We start from the raw sequence: 22586 nt of genomic DNA on the forward strand, positions 1-22586 counted from the left end.
ACCTCACCTGCGCGCTCACGCGACGCGCGCCTCGGAGCCCGCGCGCTCCTGCTTGGACGCGGTCTGGAGCGCGGCCATCAGCGACTCGCGCAAGACTCGCAGCGCCTCGGGACGGGCCTCCGGCGCGAAGCCCGCATCCATCTCGCGCGCCACACCCTCCAGCTTGAGTCGCCAGGACGCGAGCGCCTCGACCTCGGAGTCGAGCGGGCGCGCGGCCAACAAGACATGTCCCGCCGCGGCGATGCGCTGGGCTCGGACCTGGGGTCCCGCGCTGGCCTCCAACGCCGCCGCGGACAGCGTGGCGCTCTCCGAGGCCGCGAGTTGCTCACGCAGCACCTCGCGCGCGAGCGCCTGCGCCTCTTGCGTCGGCACCGCGTAGACGAGCGGCCACAGGTCCGCCGCCGACGGCTCGCGGCGCCCGGCGAGCACCGCGGCCGCGGCGATCAACCGCTGCGTCTTCACCACGCGCCGGTCCGACAGCGCGATGCCCGCGCCTCGCAGCGTGCGCAGCGCGTGCGCCAGGTGTGGCCGCACGCGCCCCAGCTCCACCTCGCGCGCGGCCTGGGTGAGCACATCGAGCGACGCCATCGACGCCACGCGCGGCTCCGAGGTGGACCACAGCCTCGCGCCGCCAGACAGCAGGTCCTCCAGCCGCGCGTCGGGCACGGGCTCGATGAAGATGCGCGCGAGGAAGCGGTCCGCGAAGGCCGCCAGCGACGGTTCCTCGGGCAGCGCGTTGGCCGCGCCCACGCACACCCGCAAGGGACAGCGCATCCGCGTGTGTCCCCGCCGGAACGTGCGCTCGTTGAGGAGCCCGAGCAGCGTGTTGAGGATGGCGGTGGAGCCCAGGAACACCTCGTCGAGGAAGGCCACCTCCGCCTCGGGCAACATGCCCGTGGTCTCCGTCTCCACGGTGCCCTCGCGCAGCTTGCGCAGGTCCACCGGACCGAACAGCTCGGAGGGCTCGGTGAAGCGTCCCAGGAGGTACTCGAAGTAGGAGCCGCCCAGTCCCCGCGCCGTGCGGCGCACCGCCTCGCTCTTGGCGGTACCGGGTGGGCCAATGACGAGCAGGTGCTCCTCCGCCACGGCGGACAGCGCGACGAGCTCCACCATGGCCTCGCGCTCGACGAGCCCCTGCCCCGCATCCGTGAGGGCCTCGCGGAGGGAGGCGACCGCGGCTTCGAAAGTGACCGACATGCGCGCCAGCCTAGCCGCCGCCCTCGGCCGGGGCGAAGAGAACCAGGAGCACCAGCCGCTCGGCGATGTCATGGAAGCGATGGGGCACGTGCTTGGGCACGAAGACGAAGTGGCCCGGCTGGATGTCCTGGACCGCTTCGCCCACGGTGAGCCGCGCGCGCCCCGAGACGGCGTAATACACCTCGTCCTCCGCGTGCGGACGCTGACGGTCCTCCGCGCCCGCCTCGAGCACGTACAGGCCCCCGCTCATGGCGGCCCTGCGCAAGAACTCCAGATAAGGCTTCTCACCCTGTTGCTGTTGCGCCAGCAGCGCGTCCAGGGTGAAGGCGGCGAACGACTCGGATGAAGTGCTCACCAGGCCTTCATGCCACACCCGCGCCGGAAGCGGAGCCCTGGCTCTCGCACTGAGAGCCCGCTGGAGGATGGCCGGGTGACAGTCCGACTGTGCTCCCTTGGGCGTCGGGTGCGCGAAGAGTCTCGCAGTGTCGCGTGGCCGCTACTCAGCCCTGGCGGCGGGACAGATGGGAACCCGCGCCGGCTCGGGTATGTGAGCCCAGCCCAAAGGAGGCTCAGTGAAACGGATTGGAATGGCGCTGCTGTTCGCCACGGTCGTCGTGACGTATGTCGGGGCATGCGGTCAGGCCCCCGAGAGCAAGGAGGCCGACAAGGGGGACACAATCCCTGTCACCGCGAGCCAGTGCATCCGGGGACACTGGAGCTGCCAGGCGGATGGCGCGGCGTTCGACTACACGTCGCTGGCCTGTGAAGCGGAGCTGCGCGCGCGGTCCGATGCGAAGCTGGCCTGCGAGGGGCACTGCACCACGAACTGCACGGACTCCGGCTGGCAGGCCCCCCACTCGGCGCCGCCCGCCGAGACCGATGGCGCGCTCGCGCCCGGGCCCTGTCAGCAAAACTGTCTGGAAGCCTATCGCGTCTGTTCGGAGTCCTGCGTGGACGACCCCGGCCCCGACGATGGGGGCGTGAACGACAATGAAGAGTGCCTCCGCCACTGTCTGCTCACGCGACTGGTCTGTCTGAGCCGCTGCCGCACCCGCTACTGAGCGCCCACCCGCATCGCACCAGTCGTCTAGACTGGTGCCATGAACGAGTGGTCGAGGCGAGTCGTGGCGCTGGTCGCGCTGAGTCTGGGAACAGAGGCGGTCGCGGAGGGCTGGCACGGCTATGCATCCCTCGGCGCGGGCGTCACGCTGGATGCCCTGAGCGAGTGGCGAGCCAAGGGGCCCGCGCTGCAAGGGTATCTGGGCGTGGAGGCGCCCCCGGGACTGTCCCTCGGGGTCATCCTCGAGGGCGCGGAGACGTGGGGAAAGGAATTCAGCTCGGAGGAGGACCCTGCCCAGCGCGGGCGCGTGCAGCTCGACTACAAGGCGTTGGGCCTGGAGGCGCGCCTGCGCTTCTTTCGCGACAAGCCCATCACCCCGTGGCTGGGCGCGCGACTGGCCCGGAGCTGGGCGAAGCCGCTCACCCCGGATGACCTGGGGCGCCTGCGCCGCGAGAAGTTCGAGGTCACCAGCATGGCCTTCCGCCTGGGTGTGGATGGCTGGGTCGGAGAGCACTGGGGCCTCTCCCTCGCGGCGGCCATGCAATGGTGTGACGTGAAGTTCACCAAGAACGTCTTCTCCGAGTGCACCAAGCCCTTGCAGACCGTGGTCGTGGGGCCGGTGGCGCGCTTCTGAGGCACCGCGCGGCTGTTCACTCGGCCCAGCGCGTCCTCCCGCTGACTTGTCCAGACATCCCAAGGGGCGGCTAAGGTCGCGGGAATGAACCGCGAATACCACCGCTGGTACAGCGAGCGCCTGCAGCGCGACATGGAAGTGCTGCTGTTTGGCCACTCGGGTGAGCCCGTGCTCTTGCTGCCCACGAGCAAGGGGCGCTTCTATCAGGCGGAGGACTTCGGCCTGATTGGCGCCATCGCGGACCGCATCCAGTCCGGCCGGTACCTGGTCGTCTGCGCGGACTCGGTGGATGAGGAGTCCTGGTTCAAGGCCTCGCTCCATCCGCATGACCGCGTCATGCGCCACGCCCAGTGGGAGGACTACCTCTTGCACGAGGTCGTCCCGCTCGTCACCGGGCGGAGCAGCGGTGGACGCCTGACGCTCGCCGGGTGCAGCTTCGGCGGCTTCCACGCGTACAACATCGGGCTGCGGCACCCGCATGTCTTCTCACGCCTGCTCTCCATGGGCGGCAAGTTCGAGACCGACGAGTTCCTCGACGGACACAGCGACCCGGACGTGTACTTCCACTCGTGCACGCAATGGCTGCCCAACCTGACGGACCCCGCGCGCCTCTCCGCCCTCCAGCGCGTGGAGATGGTGCTCGCGGTGGGCGAGCATGACTTCTGCCGCCCCTCCAACGAGCACCTCTCCAGCATCCTGTGGAAGAAGGACATCGGCCACCAGCTCGCCATCTGGCATGGCGAGAACCACGACTGGCCCGTGTGGCGGCAGATGATTCAGCAGTACCTGCCCTGGTAGCGCCTCACGGCGAGGGCTTGAGGATGTCCACCTGGAAGGACACGCCCTCCTCGCGCGCGTACACGCTCGCGCCCTGCGCCGCCTTCGCTGGCGCCACCTCTCCCGAGGACTGGAGCGTCCCCACGCGCACGCGACGCGAGTCCGCGTTGACGCGCTGGGCGAGCCGCTCCAGCCACGCCTCGGACGTCAGCGGCGCCTCCAGCAGCACCGGGTGGCTCTCCACGTCGTGCCCCTCGCGGTCGAACACGCGCAAGGTCACCGTGCTGCGCGCGGGCAGCGCCTCGCGGGCCTGCACCTGCCCCAGTTCCTTCCAAGGCGCGACGAGCCCGAGCCCCGCGCCGAACGTCACGTCGCTGCACGAGTAGAACGCCTCCGGGCTGTCCGAGCGCTGCCAGATGGCATAGACGACGTGCGAGCCCGTCTTGTTGCGCGGCAGCGGGCAGTTGATGCGGAAGCGATTGCTCTGCGCCGTGATGCTCGTCACCGCGCAGAACGGCGCCGTCTCCAGGTCCGACCACTTCAGCGGCAGCGCGGGGTTGTAGCCGTCGCGCGTCACGTAGAGCTGGAAGTAGGCGGTGGCGTGCACGGCGGTGGCGTAGAAGACGAACTCGAAGTTGCCCGAGGCGTCCGGCGTCAGCACGCGCGACACCCAGTCCGTCCGCGCGAGGTCCAATCCCTTGTGGCTTTCATTGCCACCGCTGCACAGCTTCCCGTCCGGGATGAGCGCGCGGTGGTTGCCGTTGGCGTTGCCCTGGCGCACGCCGTTCCAGTCATACATCGCCTGCGTGCCGCCCAGTTGAATCGCGGCCTTGCACGCGGCGGACTTCGGGTTCTCGGGGCCCTCTTTGTAGCATTGGTAGACACGGCTGATGGGCACCTCCATGGAGCCGTGGGCCAGGGCCTGGCCCGCCAACAGGGAGGACAACAACACCAGCGGCGCGACAGCACTCGGGTTCTTGGTCTGCATGTCTCACTCGGGCAGGTTGGAGTTGGGGTGGGACTCGAACAACCCACCCCATGCGCAGAGAGAGTGCGTGCGCCCAATCCGGGTCAACGCCATGCGCCATCTGGCGGAAACTCACGACACGCCGACAGGTGCGCTAGCCTCGCGAACCGTGACTGACACGCCCGCGACCTCTTTCGGCAAATATGAGCTGCTGGAGCGCCTGGGTGCGGGCGGAATGGCCGTCGTCTATCGCGCACGCTTCACCCCCGCGCCGGGCGTGGTGAAGTCCGTGGTCATCAAGCGGGTCCTGAGTGACTACGCGGAGGTCCCCGCGTTCTCCGAGATGTTCCTCAATGAGGCCCGCATCTCCGTGAGCCTCAATCACGGCAACATCGTCCAGGTGTTTGATTTCGGACAGGTGGAGTCCGAGTACTTCCTGGCGATGGAGCTGGTGGATGGACAAGCGCTGTCCAAGCTGCTCAAGCGCGCCCGCGCCCAGGGGTTGAACGTGCTGCCGGCGCCGCTGGCGGCGGGCATCGCCATCGAGATGTGCAAGGGCTTGCACCATGCCCACACGCGCACGGACGCGCAGGGCCGCCCGCTGAAGCTCGTCCACCGGGACATCTCCCCGGACAACGTGCTGGTCAGCTACGAGGGCGAGGTCAAGATCTCCGACTTCGGCATCGCCAAGGCGCGCCACACGGGCGGGCCCGAGACGGCGGTAGGCGTGGTGAAGGGCAAACACCACTACGTGTCGCCCGAGCAGGCGCGCGCGCGCGAGCTGGACGCGCGCTCGGATGTGTACTCCGTGGGCGTGGTGCTATTCCAGATGCTCAGCGGGCGGCTGCCGGCGGAAGGCACGCAGATGGAGGTGCTGGAGAAGACCATCCACGGTCGCCTCACGCCCCTCAACTCGCTGGTGCCCGAGCTGGACGCGGGGATGCAAGTGATTGTCCAGCGCGCGCTGGCCACCTCGCGCGAGCACCGCTATCCCCACGCGGAGGCCCTCCAGCTCGCGCTGTCCGAGTGGCTCAGCTCGCGGGCGCCCCTCTTCACGCCCGACGCGCGCAAGCAGCTCATGACGTGGCTCTTCCACGCGGAGCTGGCGTCGCAGCATCGCCCGGGCCGTCTGTCTGATTCGTTCATCCGTCAGCTCGAGCTCTGGGGCGCGGCCCCCGCGTCGGAGCGCTCCACCGACCCCGCTGGGTTCCTCGTGCCCACGCAGGATGAGGTCGCCCCCCCAGCCCCTTCGCAGCCGAGCGCACCGGCCCTGTCCACGCCCCCACCCGCCGAGTCCACGCCGGCTCCGCGCGAGGAACGGTCCTCGTGGGCCTGGGCGCTGGGCGTGCTGGGCCTCGTGGTGGTGGCGGGCGGCGTGGCGCATTGGGGGATGGCGCGCGGAACGACTCCCACCCTGCGCGTGGAGTCCCAGCCTCCCGGCGCCCAGGTGCGGTTGAACGGGGTGTTGCTCGGGGACACGCCCGTCACCGTGACCGAGGTGCCCAATCAACAGGAGTACCGGCTGGAGGTGACTGCGTTCGGCCACCTGCCGTGGGTGCGCACCTTCGAGGCCGACGAGCATCCGTCCAAGGTCTTCGCGAAGCTGGAGCCCCGTCCGGACCCAGCAACCCCGGTGGCCACCGCGACGCCTCCACCGACGACTCCGACACCGCTCTCCGCGCCCCATGACGAGCCCCCGCCCGCGCGCGCCTCACCCAACGGGCGCGGAGGGGTGGAGGAAGACATCCCCTCCGAGGCCCTGATTGCCTATCAGGTGGGACGAAACATGGTCGCGGCCAAGTCCTACGGCGCGGCGCGGGAGCAGTTCTGGCATTGCCTGGAGGTGGCCCCACGCGCCGCGCGCTGCCACCTCGAGCTGGGCCGGCTGAGCCTGCGTCAGCAGAACCGCCAGGAGGCCACCGAGCACTATCACCGCTACCTGGAACTCGCGCCCCGAGGCCCGGGCGCCGGCGAGGCCCGCAAGTTCCTCTCGCCCAGCCGCAAGCGCTGACTCGCGAGCGTCAGCGCGGGAGCGAGAAGTCGATGTCCCCGCGAACGGTGTCGATGACGCCGCCGCACAGGCGCACGCCCGCGGGGGCTCCCGTCATGTCCAGCACCAACCTGCCCGCGATCCGCCCGTCCTGAACGGAGTTCAGCCGCAGCGTGCCTTGGAGCTGCTGCTCCACGGGCGTACTCCACGCCTCGGAGAAGCAAAGCTGCGAGACCCAGGCCGCCACCACGGCGGACGAATGCGAGTCGCCCGCCTCCCAGGACACGTCCGGCGCGCTGGGAGTCTGGGGACTCACCGTCGCGTGACCGTCGATGTGCAGCACCGTGGGCGACTTCACCGCGGTGAGCCAATCACGGTCCAGGCGGACGTGAAGACAGACACTGGCATCGCCATCCACCGCTCGGAGGTCGGGATGGAGCGAGCCACACGCGGACAGCTCCCCGGGGGCATTGCTCTGCCAGAACGCGCCGACGTCTCCGTAATCCGTCCAATCCGAACCCTCCCGGGCTCGGATTTCCGAGGACCCACACGCCGACAGCACACCGACCGCCACGACAAACCCGCGGGCTTTCAGGCCCCGGGCCACGGACTTCGCGAACCCCAGCATTCGAACACCTCCGGAGTCCGCGGAGCCTGCAAGCACGAGACCGGGCCGGAACCCATCGGCTACGCCTCCACCGGCACCAGCGTGCCCGCGCTCACGCGGTGGAAGCGCCACAGCAGCGCCAGCGCCACGAACACGAGGCCCGCGCACAGCCCCCACCAGATGCCCCACAGCCCCAGGCCCAGATGGAAGCCGAGGAGCAAGGTCAGCGGCAGCCCGATGAGGTAGTGACCCACCATGTTGGCGATGAAGGTGAAGCGCGTTTCACCCGCGCCCCGCAGCACGCCCGCGCCCACGCCCTGGACGCCATCGAACACCTGGAACACGGCGCTCACCACGAGCAGCGGCATGAGCAAGGTCAGCACCTCGGGCGGCGCGCCCGACAACTTGCCCAACTGCTCCGGGAACACCGCGAACCCCAGCCCCATCAGCGACATGAAGGCGGCGCCGCTCGCGAAGGCCACGAAACCACTGAGGCGCGCTTGGGGCGTGTTGCGCGCACCGACCGCCCATCCCACCCGGACGCTCCCCGCGTTGCCCACGCCCACGGCCACGGTGAAGGTGAGGCTGGAGTAGGAGATGGCGATCTGGTGCGCGCCCACCTCCGCGTTGCCCAGGGACGCGGCCAGCAGGCTGGCCAGGGAGAAGACCCCCACCTCCGCCGCGATGTGCAACCCAATGGGCGTCCCGAGCCTTCCGCCCTGGAAGATGTCCGCCCAGACGGGTGTCCACGAGGAGCGCGTCCCCGGAGGAACGCTCATGCGCCGCACCGCAGACACGACGATGAGAATCTGCACCACCGTGCACAGCAGCGTGGCGATCGCCGCGCCCTCCACGCCCATGGCTGGGATGAGCCGCAGCGGGCCACACCACGCCGGCAGTTGAGCGCCACCAAAGACGAGCAGCACGTCCAACAGGAAGTTGCAGATGTTGGCCACCACGGTGGCCACCACCAGCGGCCGGGGATTCGCGTTGGCCTGGAGATAGGAGCGCGCCGCCATGAAGGCCAGCGTCAGGGGGACGCCCGGGGCCCGCCAGAGCATGTAGACCCGGACCTGCTCGATGACCTGGGGCTCGATACCGGGAATCCAATGGAGCGCGCCAGGCACCCACCACAGCAGGGAGCAGAGCGCCATCCCCGCGAGCAGCGCCATCCACCCCGCTTGCCGCAACAGCTCCCGCGCGCGGCCGGGGTTCCCCGCCCCCAAGGCCTGGGACAGCAATGGGTCGAAGCCCATCATCAGCCCCATCCCGAAGCTGCTGACGGCGAAGTAGAGGTTGTTGCCCAACCCCGCCGCCGCCAGCGCTTCCGTGCCGACCCGCCCCACCACCAGCGTGTCGACCAGGCCCATCATCGCCTGCCCGGCCTGCGCGATGGCGATGGGGAACGCCAGCCGCCAGAGCTGGCGCACTTCATTCGAGAACCGAGAAGGGTCGGACGAGACCGAGGCGTCGAACGGCATGGCAGGGGCCTATAGCGGTTTCACGGTGGAAATGCGCGAACCCGCCGTCGACGCTCAGCCCCTCCCCTGCCTGACCTGCCCGGGTTCCTCGCCTCGCTATGGCACGACGAGCCGAGGGAACGACGTGGTGATGAGCGGCGCCTGGAGGCTGTCCACCTTCGCCACGCGCATGCCCGCGTCCGTGATGGCATACACGTAGTCATCCGCCATCACGCTGCGGCGCACGGTGGGCGTCCAGTACCACGTCCAATCGTGGCTCTGCTGCATCACGTACACGTCCGACATGGACAGCGCGCCCTTGGCCGTGAAGCCCGTCGCGGCGTCCACGGAGAAGACGCGCAGCTCCGAGCGGAAGCCGCTCCAGTAGTCCCACGCGTTGGAGTAGTCCGAGAAGGGAATGGCCAGCAGCTTCTTGGCCGGGAAGTAGTTGAAGGCCTTGTGCTCGTAGACGGCCTCGCTCCAGCCATAGGCCGTGCCCACCAGTTGCGAGAACGCCTCCACCGGGTGCGCCATGTCGCTCACGTCGAACAGCGAGAGCTTGAGCGCCCGGCTGCGCCAGTCCCCGTTCTCCGGGATGTACTCGCCCAAGGCGATGAGGTGCGTCTCGTCCAGCGGGTGCAGGTACGTGGAGTAGCCCGGCACCTTCAGCTCGCCCACCTTGCGCGGATGCGCCGGGTCGCTCAGGTCGAAGGTGTAGAGCGGATCCACCTGCCGGAAGGTGACGACGTAGCCCCGGGGACCCACGAAGCGCGCGCTGTAGATGCTCTCGCCCGGCGCCAGGTCCTCGCTGCGGCCCACTTCCACGAGCTGGCCATCGCCCTCGCGCCACGTGGACACGCGGTTGGACGTCTCCACCCGCCCCCACCACCACTCCGGATGGTTCGGCTCGGCGACGCGGCTGCGCAGCGTGGTGGCCACGCGCAGCACGCCCTCGTGCTCATCCATGGCGAACTGGTTGATGAGGTGTCCTTCCACCGTGCCCGTGCCCACGTAGCTGACCGCGCCCGGCTGATGGAGGTCGAACTTGTGGATGTAGACGTAGTCCTTCTGGCCCGGCTCCGCCCACCACCACCAGTGATTGGTCGCCAGGTAGAGCGAGTCCTTCGAGGCGTACACCTCGCCCGGCTCGGCGATGAGCTGGGTGCGGCCCGGCGGCGCCAGCGGCGTGTCGAGGTTCATCGACGCCACCGTCACGAAGCCCAGCCCCGAGGGCGCGTTGGTCCGCGAGAAGTCCGAGCACGAATACGTCAGCGGCGTCGTCTGCCCCTGGCCGTCCACGTGCCGGCCCTTCGGCAGCCACTGCTCCAGCGCCTGGTCGCGGATGAGCTGCTCGTTCTTCGCGATGAGCTGGTCGATGGCCTTCTCCAGCCGGCTCTTGTTGTCGTAGAGGTCCTTCGAGTAGTCGACGCTCCAGCGCATGTCCCGAGGCCAGCGGAACGTGTCGGACAGCACCAGCCGGACCGACGCGCCCACGCGCCGCGCATCGGAGTAGCTGCCGGGCAGGTAGAGCTGATCCACCACCTTCGGATGCGCGATGTCCGTCACGTCCAGCGTCGTCACCTTCACGGTGTCGCCGAAGCCGGGGCCACAGCTGAAGCCGCGCCCCATGCAGTACGCCATCCCCACCGGGGCATCGTCGCCGCCAAACGACCTGCCGGCATAGAAGACGGTGCCCGGCCGCTCCTCGTAGACGCTGGAGACGACGACGAGTCGACCGTGCTCCTCCAGCAGCATCGCCTGCGGCCACCCCTCCAGCTGCGTCGAGGAAGCGAGCGTGAGCTGCTCCGCTGGCCACGAGCGGTGCGCGTACAGCCGATTGCCGGACAGCACGAAGATGTGCGTGCCGTCGTTCTGAACGAAGTCCGCCTCGTTCACCCCGGCCACCTGGTTGTTGGTGCCCGTGTAGTCCTTGGGGCCCTGGCTGCCGTCCGCCGTCGCCGGCACGGGCGCGCCCGCGTCCTCGAGCACGCCGCCCTTCCCGTCGGACTGCGACCAGTAACTCGGCTTCTGCATCTCCAGGTACGAGCGCATCTGACGGATCGCGCTGCTCTCGATGTAGTCCTCGAGACCGCCGCAGTCCGAGAAGCCCTCCAGCCGAGCCTTCATCTGCACCGGCTCGTTGTCGAAGGGCGGGCGCTTGGGCTCGCTCCCGCACCCCGCCAGCAACACCGCGAACGCGAAACCGCCTTGGCGCATCCACCGCATGAAGCACTCCTCTCGTGTCGTCGTCGGCCCCATCCGGATGCACGCGAGGTCTTCGCCATGCGCCCTGACGGCTTCGGCACGGGCCCCTTGCCACCCCCATGCCATGGAGGACGCGGCTCGGAGACTTCGGGAATGCGCGGGGTTGCGAGAATGCCGGTCCGTCCGAGTGCTCTCAGAAAGTTGAGAGGCGGCTCGCGGCGGCGGGCAGAAAACCGAGGCTGCGCGGAACGAAGCGCACGAACTGCTGCGCGAGCTGCGAGTCCATGCGCTCCAAGCGCAGCCCCATGCCCACCGGGGCATGGAAGGGACTGCCCAGGCGCGGCGGATTGGCCCAGGCCACTGTCGCCTCGGCGACGCTGGGCGTGCGCTGCCCCGCCATCAGGAGCTTGAGCGCCAGGCGCGACCCTTCGCGCGCGGGCGTGAGGGTGCGCACGAAGAGCGCCTCGGGGCTGGCGTCGTGGCTGAAGCCGCTGTGGGTCATTCCGCCCGCGGACAGGTACTCCACCACCGTGAAGAAGGGCACGCGCTCCGCGGCCCGCAACGGCGAGCCTCCGGGCACCAGCCGCCCCAGCACGCGCGACAGCAGCTCATCCGCGCCCAGGTTGCGCTTCACGAGCAGCGGCGCGCCACACAGCGCCTGGGAGCGCACCAGCACATCCAGCGGCTCCTCCGCGCAGGACAGCAGCACCAGCGGCTTGCGCGGGTGGACCTCGCGCAGCTGCGCGGCCAGCGACAGGACCTCGCGCGGCAGGCGAGACACGTCCAAGACGAACCCGTCCAGGCGGCTGCCATGCTCGTCCGCCAACCCCATGGCCTCGTCCAGGTCGCGCGCGTAGAGCACGTGCATGCCCTCGTGCTCCAGCGCTCCGCCCAGGAAGGTGTGCAGGAAGCGGCCACCTTCCACGAGCAGCACGCCGCGCCCGCGGGGAGGCCGGTCATACGCGCGCTCACGCGACAGGCGCATGGCGGCCACCTTCGCCGCGAGGGCCTCGGCGGACACGGGCTTGGGGAGGAAGTCGTCCGCGCCCGCACGGCCACAGTGCATCACCTCATGTGGCTCGCCCGCGGTGGTGAGCATGATGACGGGCACGTTGCGTCCCGCGGCGTGGTTCTTCACCGCGCGGCACGCCTCGTCGCCCTGCGTGCGCTCCAGGCGCAGGTCCATGAGGATGAAGGCGGGGACGCGCCGCTCCAGCTCTGCCATGCACGCGTCCGCGCCCTCCAGCGGGACGACGTCGCAGCCGAGCCGCGTCAGGTGCAGGCGCAGGACGTCCCGGGCGGTCCGAGAGTCGTCCACCACGAACACGGTGTCGCGCCCGGTCGGCGCTCCGGCGGCGGAATTCATTCGCGCGAGATAGGGAGCCCCTCCTCGCGCGACCACGCACCCCTCAGGGCAACGTGCGCTGGTGGACGGGCCCGATGTGCGGCGTTGGACGTCAGCCGCGCGACTCGGACCGCCCGGACAGCAACTGCGTGAGCTGGCGAGCAATCCGCGCGCACTGCGCCGTGTCTCCGGCGTCCAGCGCGGTGCGCCCGCCCTCCAACAACCGCTGCACGTTGCCCACCGCGGCCTCGGCCTCGGGGCTGGGGTTCTCCTGGGCGCTGCGCTGCAACAGCCGCGACAGCTTCTCGCCGCGCTCCAGCAGCTTGCGGAACATCTCCGCCGCGCGCTGCGCGTCCACCACGCCCTGCTCCTGCGCGTAGCTGGCCTGCTCGGCGCCCAGCTTCTCCACCTCGCCGTGCGGCAGGCTGGGACGCGCTTCCAGGCGCACCGCCTCCATGTTGCCGGTGGTCAGCTCGGTGGCCTTCACCGCGAGGATGCCCTCGCTGGACAGCTCGAAGACGACCTCCAGCGGCGTCTCGCCACGCGCGGCCACGTGCAGGTTCTTGAGCACCACCTCGCCCAGCTTGTGGTTCTCGTCCTGGAACTCGCTCTCGCCCTGGTACACCGGGATGCGCGCCTCGGACTGGCCCGCGGTGCCCGGGAAGAAGATGTCGCGCGCCACCACCGGCACGCCCGTGTTCTTCGGGATGAGTCGCTTCACGCGGCCACCCAGGACGCCCACGCCCAGGCTCTGGCTCGCCACGTCCAGGAGCAGCGCCTGCCCCGACTGGCGCACCAGCTCGTCCGCCTGCACCGCGGCGCCCAGCGCCACGGCCTCGTCCGGGTGCACGTCCGTGGACGGCTGCCGGCCGAAGAAGTCCGCCACCAGCCGGCGCACCAGCGGCACGCGCGTCATGCCGCCCACCAGCAGCACCACGTCCACGGTGCGCGGGTCCATGCGCGCCTCGGCCATGACTGACTGACAGACCTCCAGGCAGCGGCGGGAGAGCGGCTCGGACAGCGCCTCGAAGAAGTCGCGCGTGAGCGCGGTCTCCACGTCCGTGAAGCGGCGCGAGCCCGCGTGGTCTCCCAACCCCGTCACGGAGATGGTGGCCTCGGCGCGCTCGGTCAGCTCGCGCTTGGCGGCCTCGGCCGCGACCTTCAAGCGCCGCAGCGAGGTGGGGTCTCGGGACACCGCGTCGCGGTAGCTGTCGTCCACCTGCGCCAGCAGCCACTGCACGATGCGCTGGTCGAAGTCCTCACCGCCCAGCGAGTGGTCGCCGCCCGTGGCGCGCACCTCGAAGACGCCGTTCTTCACATCCAGGATGGAGACATCGAACGTGCCGCCGCCCAGGTCGAACACCAGCGCGCTGCCCTCGAAGCCGCGCGACAGGCCGTAGGCGAGCGCCGCGGCGGTGGGCTCGTTCACCAGCCGCACCACCTCCAGCCCGGCGATGCCCGCGGCCTCGCGCGTGGCGTTGCGCTGGTTGTCATCGAAGTTGGCCGGGACGGTGATGACGCACTTGTGCACCTCGCGGCCAAAGTGCGCCTGGGCGTCCAGCTTCAGCTCGCCCAGGATCATCGCGGACACCTGGGTGATGGGCAGCACGCGCCCCGCCAGCTTCACCCGCACGTCCCCGGTGGGGCCTGCCACCACGGGATAGGGCACGAGCGAGCGGGCCTGCTGCATCAGCTCGGGCGTGTAGCGGCGCCCCAGGAAGCGCTTGGTGGCCCACACCACCGCGTCCGGCTGCTCCTCCGCGAGCGCCTGCGCGGCCTGCCCCACCACGCGGTCCCCGTTCCGATTGAGGCCCACGACGGAGGGCGTGAGGCGACCACCCGCGCGTGACGGGATGAGCCGCGGGCGACCATCCTCCACGGTGGCCACGGCGCTGTTGGTGGTACCCAGGTCAATGCCGATGACGGGTTCTTGCATGGGAAACGGGACGTTGGCCCCCACGCTACGGGTGTCTGGGGCGATCCGCCAAGTCCCGACCCAAGGCACCTGTCACCGACCTTGCCTCGGAGCCTGTCCGCCCGCCGGCCGGGCCCGGCGTCGGCCACCGGACGGGGCGGCAGATGCCTCCGGCGTTGCCGCAGCCGGAACACCATGCTAAGGGCGCGCCGCCATGGTGAACGTCTCGATCGCCCGCCGCTACGCTCGCGCCCTCCTCGACGTTGCCTCGGAGGCCGGCCGCACCGATGCCGTCGCCGAGCAACTCACCTCCCTCGCTCGCCTCTTCACGGCGAACGCGGAGCTGACGGACGTGCTCCTCAACCCGGCCTACACCGCTGACCAGCGCGGCCGCGTCGTCGAGGCCGTCATCAAGACGCAGTCCGGTCTGGAGCCCTCCCTGGTCAACGGCCTGCGCCTGCTGGTGGACCGCAGCCGCCTGGCGTACCTGCCCGACATCGCCCGCCTCTACCGCGACATGGCGGATGCCAAGGCCGGCCGCGTCCGGGGCCAGGTCACCAGCGCCGTCCCGCTCGCGCCCGAGACCCTCGCGCAGCTCAAGACGACGCTCGCCAAGCTCACCGAGCGCGACGTCGTCCTGGAGACCCGCGTGGACCCCGCCCTGCTCGGCGGCGTGGCCGCTCAGGTCGGCGGCACCCTCTATGACGGCAGCCTCCGCACCCAGCTCGCGCAGATGCGCCGCGAGCTGAAGTAGTCGGTCCAGGTCACCCAGGGCGTCCCGGACGCCCCAGGTCGTTCCAGTCCAGGCAGTTCAGGGCAAACCCGCATTTCCCGTTCCACCCGGGAGCAGGTATAGTCCCTCCTAGCGCGGACAAACCCGCGCTTTCTGGACGACCTTGCCCATGTCGCAGTCTGTGTTTCACCGGCTCTCGGTAGGCATTCCGCCAGCGGCGGTGCCCGAGGAGGCCCGGCCATTTCTTGGCGCCCTGATGAATGCCCCGGGGTGGGGCGTGGCGCTGCTGGACCCCGAGCCCCGGCTGGTGTGGGTGAACGACGCGCTGGCCTCGCTGTGCGAGCTGCCGCCGTCCGTCATGGTGGGGCGGAGGCCCTCCGAGGTGTGGCCCTCCCTGGCACCCGCCCTGTCCTCGCTGCTGGGCCGCGCGCTCGCCGGGGAGCAGGTCAGCGACGTGCCGCTGACGGAGGCCCTGGCGCCCGGAGATGCCCCCCGGCACTTGTCCGTGAGCATGGTGCCGGCGGCGCACGGTGGCGTGCCCGCGGGCGTCGTCCTCGTGGTGCGCGACGACACGGAGCGCACGCTGGCGGAGGCGGCGCTGCGCGAGCGCGAGGCGCACATGCGCAGCATCGCGGACGTCTCGTGTGACGGGTACTTCATCCACGACCGGGGCGTGTGCGTGGACGCCAACCGCGCGCTGGCGCGCCTCATCGGGATGGCGGAGCCGGCGGAGCTGCTCGGGCGCAACGTGCTGGATTGGGTGGCGCCGGAGTTCCGCGCCTCGGCGCGCGAGGTGATGGAGCGCGAGGTGGAGGCCCCCTACGAAGTGGCGGCGCTCCACCGCGACGGGCGGCGCATCCCCGTGGAGGTGCTGGCGCGCACCGTCACCCTGCAGGGGCGGCCCGTGCGGCTGGCGGCGGTGTGGGACGTGAGCAGCCGCAAGGCCTCCGAGGAGCGCACGGCGCGCACGGAGCACTTCCGGGACCAGTTCCTGGGCGTGGTGGGCAATGACCTGCGCGCGCCGCTCCAGGCCATCCAGCTGGGCACGGGCGCGCTGCAGCGGGTGGGCGGACTGGACGACTCACAGGGTCGCCTGGTGCGGCACGTGGCGCACGCGGCGCGGCGGCTGGAGCGGATGATCCACGAGCTCTTGGACTTCACTCGGGCGCGACTGGCGGGCGGGCTGGCGATGCACCCGGTGCCCACGGAGATGGAGAACGTGGTGGAGCGGGTGGCGGATGAGCGCCGGCGCTCCCACCCGGGCCGCATCCTGGAGGTGGTGACTCGCGGAGACACCCGGGGCCACTGGGACGAGGACCGGGTGGCGCAGTTGGTGGACAACCTCTTGGCCAACGCGCTCCGGCTGGGGCCGGAGGGCACTCCGGTGGGGTTGAAGCTGGCGGGCACCGTGGACGGCGTCACGCTCCAGGTCCACCATGAAGGCCCCCCCCTGTCGGTGGACGACCCGGCCACCCTGTTCGAGCCCTTCCGCCGGGACGGAGGCGGGGGCGCGGACGGCCTGGGGCTGTCGCTGTACCTCTCCCGGCAGATTGTCCTGGCCCACGCCGGGCGCATCTCGGTGGAGTCCGGCTCCCCGGCGGGCACCCGCTTCACCGTCTGGCTGCCCCGCGAGAGCCCCACCCCTCTCGGGCGGTGAGCGCTCGGCTCACCTTACCGCGGCGATAATCCACCCGCAGTGCGGCTCCGCGTCCGCGTTGCGGTGGAGTGGGAGGGCGTGATAGGGGGCACCCGGCTTTCAAGGTTCCGGGTGGCCCTCCCCGTTCTGGCCGCCCCCTCAGTTCAAGGACGCTAGACGCTCATGGAAATCCGCGCCGACGAGATCAGCAGAATCATCCGGGAGCAGATCAAGGACTACGGCAAGAAGGTCACCGTCGCCGAGACCGGCACCGTGCTGTCCGTGGGCGATGGTATCGCCCGCGTGTACGGTCTGGAGGGCGCGCTGTCGGGTGAGCTGGTGGAGTTCTCCACCGGGGTTCAGGGCCTCGTGCTCAACCTCGAGGAGGACAACGTCGGTATCGCCATCATGGGCGAGTTCAAGGACATCCGCGAGGGTGACTCCGTGAAGCGCACGGGGCAGATCGCCTCGGTGCCCGTGGGCAAGGGCCTGCTGGGCCGCGTGGTGAACGCGCTCGGTCAGCCGCTGGACGGCAAGGGCCCCATCCAGGCCACGGAGACCCGCCGCCTGGAGGTGAAGGCGCCCGGCATCGTGAAGCGCAAGAGCGTGCACGAGCCGCTGCAGACGGGCATCAAGGCGCTGGACGCGCTGGTGCCGGTGGGTCGCGGTCAGCGCGAGCTCATCATCGGTGACCGCCAGACGGGCAAGACGGCCGTCGCGGTGGACGCCATCATCAACCAGAAGGGCCTGGGCGTTTACTGCATCTACGTGGCCATCGGGCAGAAGCAGTCCACGGTGGCGCAGGTGGTGGAGAAGCTCACCCGCTACGGCGCCATGGAGTACACCACGGTCGTGACGGCGAGCGCCTCCGACCCGGCGCCCATGCAGTTCTTCGCCCCGTACGCGGGCGTGGCCATCGGCGAGTACTTCCGCGACAACAAGATGCACGGCCTCATCGTGTACGACGACCTGTCCAAGCAGGCCGTGGCGTACCGCCAGCTGTCGCTGCTGCTCCGCCGTCCGCCGGGTCGTGAGGCGTACCCCGGCGACGTGTTCTTCATCCACAGCCGCCTGCTGGAGCGCGCCGCCAAGCTGTCCGACGAGGAGGGCGCGGGCTCGCTCACCGCGCTGCCCATCATCGAGACGCAGGCCGGCGACGTGTCCGCCTACATCCCGACGAACGTCATCTCCATCACCGACGGGCAGATCTTCCTGGAGACGGACCTCTTCTTCTCCGGCGTCCGTCCGGCCATCAACGTGGGCCTCTCCGTGTCGCGCGTCGGTTCCTCGGCGCAGATCAAGGCCATGAAGCAGGTCGCCGGTTCCATGAAGCTGGAGCTGGCCCAGTACCGCGAGCTGGCGGCGTTCGCCCAGTTCGGCTCGGACCTGGACAAGGCCACGCAGGAGACGCTGGCGCGCGGCGCCCGCATGGTGGAGCTGCTCAAGCAGGGCCAGTACGAGCCGCTCTCCGTCGAGCGTCAGGTCATGCAGATCTACGCGGCCACCAACAAGGACGACGCGAACAAGCGCGGCTGGATCCGCAACGTCCCGGTGAGCGACGTGGTGCGCTGGATGAAGGAGTTCCTGGAGTTCGCGGACGGCAAGTACCCGAACATCGCCCAGGACATCAACGCCAAGCGCGAGCTCACCAACGACATCAAGGCGACGCTCAACAAGTGCCTCGCCGAGTTCAACGAGGTCTTCCAGCCCACGCCGGGCGCGAAGGTCTAGTCCCCCCTCGGGAGACTCGCTGCACGTGAAGCCCCGCGCTCCCCTCACCGGGAGGCGGGGCTTCGCACGTTGCGGGGCAGGCTCAGGGGACAGGCGTGGGCGCCACCACCTCGCGCGTCTGCGTGCCCTCGGGCTCATCCTTGGCCCCTGTCGTCATGACGGGCACGTGGAAGGAGCCCTTGGGCAGCGGCCCCTCGGGGACTACCGGAGCAGGCACCTCGGGAGGCGGCGCGGGGGTCGGCACGTCCGTGTAGGCGATGAACCACGCCTGGTACTCGCGCACGGCACCTCGGCCCATGCGGCGCTCGGCGGGGCGCCCCAGCAGCACGGCGTCCGCGCCGGACTCGCAGACCGTCTCGCGCAGCGCGTCCTTGCGCCCCTTCAGGCCCAGCCACTCGTTGGCGGTGAAGGGCAGGCCGCCCACCACCGCGAAGGGCCGCGGCGGCTCCCGCTCCTCCCACACCTCGAACTCGCAGCCGGGCGCGCGCGCCGGCCGGGACGTGAAGACGAACTCCCGCGCTGGAGTGGGCGCAGCGGTGGCGCACGCGAGCGCCCCGACACCCAGCAGCATCGCTCCCACCCACGGGGAGAACACGGACACCGCCATGGCTGCGCCTCCGGTGCTCGGCGCCTTGGCGCGCCGGGTGTCCCGGAATTCAGCCATGGCGTGCGTCGCGCGCGCCAGCCCAGGGCGCTTCAGCGCAGGCGAGGCAACAGGGCGCGCAGGCTGCGGTCCACGCCACCGCGCGCGCCCAGGCGCTCCACCGCGGCGCGCTCGTAGGGCAGCACGTTGTCGCGCGCCACCAGCTGCACGCTGGCGCCCAGCGCGGCGGGCAGGGCCAGGTCCAGCTCGTAGATGTCGCCCGCCACCAGCGTGGACTCGGGGCTCGTGCCGGTCGTCTCCCAGATGCGCCGCAGCGCCGCGTAGTACCGGCCGCGCCGCAGGTACACCGGCCGCCCCAGCACGCCCTCCAGCACCTGCGACTCGGGCAGCGCCGCGAAGCGCGCGTCCATGGGGTCCGCGTCCTCCAGCTGGAACTTGCGCGCGTCGCCGAAGACCTTCAGCCGCTCACGGCCGCGCGGGGCCAGCCGGTCCAGCTTCGCCTCCACCATGTCCGTGTGCGCGTTCGTCACCACCGACACCGGCATCCCCGTGGCCAGCAGCGCCTCCAGCACTTCCTTCGCCTCGGGCTTGAAGGCCGTGGCCGAGTGCACGTAGGCCTCGCGGTAGAGCGTCTGCACCGCCTCCGTGCGCGGCCCCTCCTCCGGGAGCGCTCCGAAGCGCTGGAACAGCCGGTGCGCCACGCACGTCGCCGTCAGGTACGGGTCCGCGACGGCCGGCGCCACGATGCGCCCCGCCATCTCCCAGCCGTACGAGTCCACCCCGTTGCGCAGCACGGCCACTTCCTCGTCCCAGGCCGCCCCCACCTCCCGCCCCACCAGCCGCTCCAGCCCCGCCCGGAAGTGCGCCTGGAAGGGCGCGCCCTCCGCCACCACGTCCGTGAACGTCCCGTCGAAGTCCAGCACCACACACGCAATCGCCATCCGTACGTCCTCGGCTTCCGCTCGGAAAAAGCCCCGATGACGCCCTGACCGCCCGCATGAATCAAGCCCCTCGCGGACGTGCCGGAAATTTTCCGAGTATCATCCGATTCACCGGAAAACCAATCTCCCAAGAATGAAGTCGCCCGCCGCGGGCCGTCGCCGCGCGGGGCGCCAGCGCGTTCATGTCCGTCATGTCCCTGCCCCCTCCCATCGCGGCCGTCCTCGCCGAGCGCGAGCGGCTGCATGCCGTCCTCCCCATGCTGCCCGTCGGCGTGCACCTGGTGGATGCCCAGGGCGGCCTGCTGGAGCAGAACGACGCGGCCGCCCGAATCTGGGGCACGCCGGCCCCTCGCATCGCGCGCGTGGAGGACTACGAGCGCTTCGAGGGGTACTGGCCCGCCACCGGCAAGCGGCTGAGCGGCGACGAGTGGGCCCTGGTGCGCACGCTGCGCACCGGCGAGGCCATCCTCAACGAGGAGGTGGACATCATCGCCTTCGACGGCGTGCGGCGCACGGTGCTGCACTCCACCTCCCCGCTGCGGGCGCAGGACGGGGCGCTCACCGGCGCGGTGTGCATCCTCGTGGACATCACCGCGCGCAAGGTGGCCGAGCGCGCCGAGGCCTTCCTCAGCGCCTCCAGCCGGCTGCTGGCCGAGTCGCTGGAGTGGGAGACGACGCTGAAGGCGGTGGCGCGGCTGGCCACGCGGGAGTGGGCCGACTACTGCATGGTGGACATGCTGGGCGATGACGGCGCGCTGCACCGGCTGGCCCTCACCGCCCGAGACCCCGCGCGGCAGGCGCTCCTGGACGAGGCCCTGCCCTTTCCTCCCCTGGTGGGCGCGGGCACGCCGCTGGCGCGCGCCTTCTCCGAGGGCAGGCCCGCCCTGGTGGCCGAGATTGATGGCGCGTGGATGAACTCGCAGGCGCGCTCGGAGGAGCACCGCCGCGTGCTGGAGGACCTCGCCCCGCGCTCCGCCATGCTCCTGCCCCTGGCGGTGGGTGAGCGGCGCTTCGGCCTCATCAACCTGGCGTCCGCCTCGCCCGCGCGGCGCTACACCGAGCAGGACCTGGCCTACGCGGCGGAGTTCGCCCGACGCGCGGCGCTGGCGGTGGAGAGCGCGCGCCTGTACCGCGAGGCCCGGCTCGCGCTGCGCGACCGGGACGCGTCGCTGGCCATGCTCGAGTCCTTCCTGGCCGCCTCGCCCATGGGCATGGGCTTCGTGGACCGCGAGCTGCGCTACCTGCGCATCAACCCCATGCTGGCCGAGTTCAACAACGTCTCGATGGAGGCCCACCTGGGCCGCACCGTCCAGCACGTGCTGGGCCCCGAGCGCGCGCCCGCGGTGGAGCCGATGCTCCAGCACGTGCTCCGCACGCAAGAGGCGCTGGTGGATCAACCGCTCACGAGCCAGGACGGCCGCGAGCCGCGCCACTTCCTCGGCACCTTCTTCCCCGTCACCACCGGCGCGGAGCTCTTGGGCGTGGGCGCCACGGTGATGGAGGTGACGGACAAGAAGCGCGTGGAGGAGCGCCTGCGCTTCCTCGCCGAGGCCACCACGCGCCTGTCCACCTCACTGGACTGGCGCACCACGCTGCACACCGTGGCGCGGCTCGTGGTGGAGCAGCTCGCGGACTACTGCCTGGTGGACGTGCTCAACGAAGATGGCCAGCGGCTGGAGCGCGTGGAGCGCCTGGCCAAGGACCCGGCCTACCAATCGCTGCTGGAGCAGACGCTCGCCTTCGCCGCGCCGCCGGGCTCGCGCTCGCCGGTGCGCCGCGCGCTGGAGACGGGGCAATCCCAGCTCGTCGCGCGGATGGACGACTCGTGGATGGAGCAGCTCGCGGTGAGCCCCGAGCACCGCCGGCTGTTGGATCAGCTCACGCCGGCCTCCCTCATGGTCGTCCCGCTGGTGGCGCGCGGCCGAACACTGGGCGTGCTCAGCGCGGTGTCCAACGAAGCGGGGCGAGCCTTCGCGCCGGGCGACCTGGCCTTCCTGGAGGACCTGGCCCAGCGCGCCGCGCTCGCGGTGGACAACGCGCGGCTGTATCGCAAGGTCGAGCAGGCCGTGGCCGCGCGCGACGAGTTCGTGGCCATCGCCACGCACGAGCTGCGCACGCCGCTGTCCGCGCTGCACCTGCAGCTCACCTCGCTCCAGCGCTCGCTGGACCGGCCCACGCCGGACCTCCCGGAGCGGCTGGAGCAGGGCCTCGCGGGCGCGCTGCGGCAGGCGGATCGCCTCACCCGGCTGGTCGCGCACCTGTTCGACGTGGCGCGCATCAGCGCGGGCCGCATGGAGCTGGAGACCGACGCGGTGGAGCTGACCACCCTGGTGCATCAGCTGGTGGCCCGCATGGAGGAAGCGCTCGCGGTGGCCGGGTGCGCCGCGGTGGTGCACGCGGACACGCCCGTGGTGGCGCGCGCGGACCGGCCGCGGGTGGAGCAGGTGCTGATGAACCTGCTGTCCAACGCGATGAAGTACGCCAGCGGCCTGCCGGTGGAGCTGACCGTGGAGTGCGAGCGCGACATGGCCATCATCGCCGTGCGCGATTGGGGCTCGGGGATTCCTCTCGCGGCGCGCCAGCGCATCTTCGAGCGCTTCGCCCGCGCCAGCGCCGAGCACGCCCGCGCCAGCCTGGGCCTGGGCCTCTACATCTCCCGGCAGATTGCCCGCGCGCACGGCGGCGAGCTGGACGTGGAGGACGCGCCGGATGGCCCCGGCGCCCGCTTCGTGCTGCGCCTGCCCCTCTGGAAGAAGCCCGCGCCGGAGTGAGCGCCCGGGTGCT

18 protein-coding genes are annotated in these 22586 nt (G+C 70.8%); 8 read left to right on the forward strand and 10 right to left on the reverse strand.

What is annotated here, in order from left to right:
- Positions 1-15: 15 nt before the first annotated feature.
- Entirely contained in the window at positions 16-1197 is a 1182-nt protein-coding gene (locus tag JGU66_27770; GenBank protein MBJ6764584.1) for an AAA family ATPase, read from the reverse strand.
- Positions 1198-1207: 10 nt separating this feature from the next.
- On the reverse strand, positions 1208-1447 hold the full coding sequence (locus JGU66_27775) for a cupin domain-containing protein (GenBank protein ID MBJ6764585.1): 240 nt from the start codon (positions 1445-1447) through the stop codon (positions 1208-1210).
- A 322-nt stretch (positions 1448-1769) separates the two neighbouring features.
- Here JGU66_27775 and JGU66_27780 point away from each other — a divergent pair, with 322 nt between their 5' ends.
- The 3 genes from JGU66_27780 (at position 1770) to JGU66_27790 (ending at position 3689) form a co-directional block, all read left to right on the forward strand.
- Entirely contained in the window at positions 1770-2258 is a 489-nt protein-coding gene (locus JGU66_27780; GenBank protein MBJ6764586.1) for a hypothetical protein, read from the forward strand.
- 39 nt (positions 2259-2297) lie between these two features.
- Positions 2298-2891 (forward strand): hypothetical protein, encoded by a 594-nt coding sequence (locus tag JGU66_27785; GenBank protein ID MBJ6764587.1) that lies wholly within the window; start codon positions 2298-2300, stop codon positions 2889-2891.
- Positions 2892-2975: 84 nt separating this feature from the next.
- Complete coding sequence (locus tag JGU66_27790) at positions 2976-3689, forward strand: esterase family protein (protein MBJ6764588.1); 714 nt, start codon at positions 2976-2978, stop codon at positions 3687-3689.
- Positions 3690-3693: 4 nt separating this feature from the next.
- Here the strand turns inward: JGU66_27790 and JGU66_27795 are convergent, their stop codons facing one another.
- Complete coding sequence (locus tag JGU66_27795; protein ID MBJ6764589.1) at positions 3694-4656, reverse strand: lytic polysaccharide monooxygenase; 963 nt, start codon at positions 4654-4656, stop codon at positions 3694-3696.
- 148 nt (positions 4657-4804) lie between these two features.
- On the opposite strand from JGU66_27795, the gene JGU66_27800 reads away from it, so the two are divergent.
- Positions 4805-6646, forward strand: a complete 1842-nt coding sequence (locus JGU66_27800) for a protein kinase (GenBank protein MBJ6764590.1) — start codon at positions 4805-4807, stop codon at positions 6644-6646.
- Positions 6647-6656: 10 nt separating this feature from the next.
- On the opposite strand, the gene JGU66_27805 is transcribed toward JGU66_27800, so the two are convergent.
- From JGU66_27805 to JGU66_27825, 5 genes are all read right to left on the reverse strand, one after another.
- Complete coding sequence (locus JGU66_27805; GenBank protein ID MBJ6764591.1) at positions 6657-7253, reverse strand: hypothetical protein; 597 nt, start codon at positions 7251-7253, stop codon at positions 6657-6659.
- A 59-nt stretch (positions 7254-7312) separates the two neighbouring features.
- Positions 7313-8713, reverse strand: a complete 1401-nt coding sequence (locus tag JGU66_27810; protein ID MBJ6764592.1) for an MATE family efflux transporter — start codon at positions 8711-8713, stop codon at positions 7313-7315.
- 96 nt (positions 8714-8809) lie between these two features.
- Positions 8810-10918, reverse strand: coding sequence for a beta-propeller domain-containing protein (locus JGU66_27815; protein ID MBJ6764593.1), 2109 nt, complete (start codon positions 10916-10918; stop codon positions 8810-8812).
- A gap of 172 nt (positions 10919-11090) precedes the next feature.
- Positions 11091-12263 (reverse strand): TIGR02266 family protein, encoded by a 1173-nt coding sequence (locus JGU66_27820; GenBank protein MBJ6764594.1) that lies wholly within the window; start codon positions 12261-12263, stop codon positions 11091-11093.
- Between the two features lie 91 nt (positions 12264-12354).
- Entirely contained in the window at positions 12355-14178 is a 1824-nt protein-coding gene (locus JGU66_27825) for an Hsp70 family protein (GenBank protein MBJ6764595.1), read from the reverse strand.
- A 193-nt stretch (positions 14179-14371) separates the two neighbouring features.
- Between JGU66_27825 and atpH the strand changes: the two genes are divergently transcribed.
- The 3 genes from atpH to JGU66_27840 all read left to right on the forward strand — a co-directional run bounded on the left by atpH (position 14372) and on the right by JGU66_27840 (position 18257).
- A complete protein-coding gene (atpH, locus tag JGU66_27830; GenBank protein MBJ6764596.1) occupies positions 14372-14911 on the forward strand; it encodes an ATP synthase F1 subunit delta in 540 nt (179 codons plus the stop codon).
- Between the two features lie 148 nt (positions 14912-15059).
- Positions 15060-16547, forward strand: a complete 1488-nt coding sequence (locus JGU66_27835; protein MBJ6764597.1) for a PAS domain S-box protein — start codon at positions 15060-15062, stop codon at positions 16545-16547.
- Between the two features lie 162 nt (positions 16548-16709).
- Positions 16710-18257, forward strand: coding sequence for a F0F1 ATP synthase subunit alpha (locus tag JGU66_27840; GenBank protein MBJ6764598.1), 1548 nt, complete (start codon positions 16710-16712; stop codon positions 18255-18257).
- 82 nt (positions 18258-18339) lie between these two features.
- Here the strand turns inward: JGU66_27840 and JGU66_27845 are convergent, their stop codons facing one another.
- Positions 18340-18921 (reverse strand): hypothetical protein, encoded by a 582-nt coding sequence (locus JGU66_27845; GenBank protein ID MBJ6764599.1) that lies wholly within the window; start codon positions 18919-18921, stop codon positions 18340-18342.
- A gap of 32 nt (positions 18922-18953) precedes the next feature.
- Positions 18954-19802: an HAD family hydrolase gene (locus JGU66_27850; protein ID MBJ6764600.1), complete on the reverse strand. Its 849-nt coding sequence runs from the start codon at positions 19800-19802 to the stop codon at positions 18954-18956.
- 182 nt (positions 19803-19984) lie between these two features.
- Between JGU66_27850 and JGU66_27855 the strand changes: the two genes are divergently transcribed.
- Positions 19985-22573, forward strand: coding sequence for a GAF domain-containing protein (locus tag JGU66_27855; protein ID MBJ6764601.1), 2589 nt, complete (start codon positions 19985-19987; stop codon positions 22571-22573).
- Positions 22574-22586: the final 13 nt, after the last annotated feature.

This window comes from Myxococcaceae bacterium JPH2, assembly GCA_016458225.1.
Taxonomy (GTDB): Bacteria; Myxococcota; Myxococcia; order Myxococcales; family Myxococcaceae; genus Citreicoccus.

Coding starts and splice junctions, on each gene's coding strand:
- JGU66_27840 (MBJ6764598.1), top strand. CDS start 16,710: ATGGAAATCCGCGCCGACGAGATCAGCAGAATCATCCGGGAGCAGATC.
- JGU66_27855 (MBJ6764601.1), top strand. CDS start 19,985: ATGTCCGTCATGTCCCTGCCCCCTCCCATCGCGGCCGTCCTCGCCGAG.
- JGU66_27825 (MBJ6764595.1), bottom strand. CDS start 14,178: ATGCAAGAACCCGTCATCGGCATTGACCTGGGTACCACCAACAGCGCC.
- JGU66_27820 (MBJ6764594.1), bottom strand. CDS start 12,263: ATGAATTCCGCCGCCGGAGCGCCGACCGGGCGCGACACCGTGTTCGTG.
- JGU66_27770 (MBJ6764584.1), bottom strand. CDS start 1,197: ATGTCGGTCACTTTCGAAGCCGCGGTCGCCTCCCTCCGCGAGGCCCTC.
- JGU66_27845 (MBJ6764599.1), bottom strand. CDS start 18,921: ATGGCTGAATTCCGGGACACCCGGCGCGCCAAGGCGCCGAGCACCGGA.
- JGU66_27815 (MBJ6764593.1), bottom strand. CDS start 10,918: ATGCGGTGGATGCGCCAAGGCGGTTTCGCGTTCGCGGTGTTGCTGGCG.
- JGU66_27775 (MBJ6764585.1), bottom strand. CDS start 1,447: ATGAGCGGGGGCCTGTACGTGCTCGAGGCGGGCGCGGAGGACCGTCAG.
- atpH (MBJ6764596.1), top strand. CDS start 14,372: ATGGTGAACGTCTCGATCGCCCGCCGCTACGCTCGCGCCCTCCTCGAC.
- JGU66_27810 (MBJ6764592.1), bottom strand. CDS start 8,713: ATGCCGTTCGACGCCTCGGTCTCGTCCGACCCTTCTCGGTTCTCGAAT.
- JGU66_27795 (MBJ6764589.1), bottom strand. CDS start 4,656: ATGCAGACCAAGAACCCGAGTGCTGTCGCGCCGCTGGTGTTGTTGTCC.
- JGU66_27805 (MBJ6764591.1), bottom strand. CDS start 7,253: ATGCTGGGGTTCGCGAAGTCCGTGGCCCGGGGCCTGAAAGCCCGCGGG.
- JGU66_27790 (MBJ6764588.1), top strand. CDS start 2,976: ATGAACCGCGAATACCACCGCTGGTACAGCGAGCGCCTGCAGCGCGAC.
- JGU66_27835 (MBJ6764597.1), top strand. CDS start 15,060: ATGTCGCAGTCTGTGTTTCACCGGCTCTCGGTAGGCATTCCGCCAGCG.
- JGU66_27785 (MBJ6764587.1), top strand. CDS start 2,298: ATGAACGAGTGGTCGAGGCGAGTCGTGGCGCTGGTCGCGCTGAGTCTG.
- JGU66_27850 (MBJ6764600.1), bottom strand. CDS start 19,802: ATGGCGATTGCGTGTGTGGTGCTGGACTTCGACGGGACGTTCACGGAC.